This is a genomic window from Lactiplantibacillus xiangfangensis, from assembly GCF_001438845.1.
GTDB lineage: Bacteria > Bacillota > Bacilli > Lactobacillales > Lactobacillaceae > Lactiplantibacillus > Lactiplantibacillus xiangfangensis.
Genome location: NZ_JQCL01000027.1, coordinates 1 through 2,252 on the forward strand (window position 1 = coordinate 1; position 2,252 = coordinate 2,252).

1 protein-coding gene and 1 pseudogene are annotated in these 2,252 nt (G+C 34.6%); one reads left to right on the forward strand and one right to left on the reverse strand.

Going from position 1 to position 2,252, the window contains the following annotated elements:
- The first annotated feature begins 358 nt into the window (after positions 1 to 358).
- Complete coding sequence (locus IV64_RS02470) at positions 359 to 2,047, forward strand: DUF262 domain-containing protein (RefSeq protein WP_057705588.1); 1,689 nt, start codon at positions 359 to 361, stop codon at positions 2,045 to 2,047.
- A 13-nt stretch (positions 2,048 to 2,060) separates the two neighbouring features.
- Here IV64_RS02470 and IV64_RS14030 read toward each other — a convergent pair.
- A pseudogene (locus IV64_RS14030) lies at positions 2,061 to 2,252 on the reverse strand (IS30 family transposase); the annotation flags it as partial.

Consider the following 2,252-nt stretch of genomic DNA (forward strand, 5'->3'; position numbering starts at 1 on the left):
GGGCTTTCAAGCAAGTGTCGGCATGATAATTGGGAAGTTTAACGATGATCTCTAAGAAGCTGTTTAGTATCTTTGTAGAATAGCTAAACTACAGGTATAATTTACATAGAAAACTGGAGTTAGCTTATGTAATCTTTTACGCATCACCATGGTAGCAATATTACACGTGAGGAATTTAATCTCATCGGAATTTACCATGAAGGCGCACACAAGAGCACTGCACTAAGACAAATTGACTTATACGATATCTTTTGCGCACTGCTTTATACCATGAAGAATGGGTGTACTTGGCGTGACCTTTCGGGTAATTTTTCAAAGTGGCATTAGAATATTAATATTAAAGGGGAAGGTTTAAGATATGGCAACATCAATTCAGGTAAATAAAAAATCAGTTGAAGAAATGCTCACAAGCGGTGCAAAAAGAGAGTTTGTGATTCCAGAATATCAGCGACCGTATGCTTGGTCGACAGATGAGATTAATACATTGTGGGAAGATTTAGTCAACTTTGCAAATCAAAAAAGTGAAAAGACATATTTTCTAGGGGCAATTGTCTTTTATGAAAACGAAAATGGCGAGCAGGAAATAATTGACGGACAACAAAGGTTAACGTCATTATTTTTAATGTTGCGAGCAATTTACTCTAAGTTGGAGTCTATGAAAAAAGACAAACAAGTTATTGGGCTTCAAACACAACTAGGAAAAACCATATGGGAAACTGATCCTATAACACAAGAACCCAACAAAAAAAAGGTTCTTATTAGTTCTTTAGTCTTGAATGAATCAAGTAATGAAACATTAAAATCAATATTAATAAGTGGAAAATCAGATTCATCTGAAAAAGACAATTATTCCAATAACTTCAACACATTTTGTCAACTTATTGATGGATACGCTAAGGAAGAACCATTTCAATTTTACGAATTAATTGTACACATTCTAAAAGATGCGATACTGTTACCTATCGAAGCCGACACACAAGATACGGCTCTGACTATTTTTTCAACGCTAAATGACAGAGGAATGCCGCTCAATGATGCTGATATTTTTAAAGCAAAGATATATAACTCTCTTAGCGCCGATCTCAGGGCCCCTTTTATTTCTATGTGGCAAGATGTAAGTGAACGATCCGAGGCTGCTGGAATTAATATTCAGGCGTTATTTGCCTATTATGCCTTTACATTAAGAGCTGAAGATAATGATAAGGATACTAGTCGTCCCGCTTTGCGCAAATATTTTGGACGCAATAATTGGGAAAAGTTACGACAGTCAAGAACAATGAGTGACATAGAAAGAGAAATGGATATTTGGGAAACAATTAACACTAGAAACATAGCAGAGTGTCCAACTTGGTATAAAAATAATGAAGTGCAACAACTTCTGGATATACTTACAAGCTATCCAAATGAATATTGGAAATACACAATTAATACTTATTTACTGATTAAAGGGAATGATAAGCCTGAATTCACAAAAGAATTTGTCGTTTTTTTAAAAAAATTTATAAGCGTATTGGTATCTGGATATCTTATCAAACCAACGGTCAATGCAGTAAAACAACCAATAATGAATTTAAATGCATCAATATTCAGCAATTCTCTTAACTTTAGTGGCTTCAAGTCTTCCTTGGAAGAGGCAATTGAGAACGTGATTGAACCACCAGCAAAACTAATACCTATGCTACTTAAGATCATTGCCTACGATGACAGCAAACAAAGAACACTTCTACCGTTTAGATTGGACGTCGAGCATATTCTTCCTAGAAAATGGCAAACAACGAGTTTATATGGCTATTCATTTGACCAAGTTCAACCGTATATTGAACATCTGGGAAATAAAGTCCCATTTGAAAAAAGGCTAAATATCCAAGCGGGAAATAAGTATTTTGAACAAAAAAAAGGAAGGTATTCTGTATCTAAAGTTGAAATTGTAAAACAACTTTCTCAATATCAGGGTTCTGAATGGGGAATCTCGAATATAACCGAAAGAGATGATAAATTAAAAAAGATGTTGAAAATGAAATTATCGTTTTGGAATAAAGGACTTTAGGTAGATTGCAAATTTAATCCGAATTTTTTGACAAATTGGTCAGCATGACCTGATACGGTGTTTGCCAGTCGAGTATTTTAAGTGGTCTCTGATTAATTTCGAGTAAGGTGGTTTTCAAGCCTTGAGCACTAATGTGCTCAAAACGAGTTCCTTTAGGATAAAAATAACGTAAATTCCGATTAAAGCGTTCATTACTACCACGTTC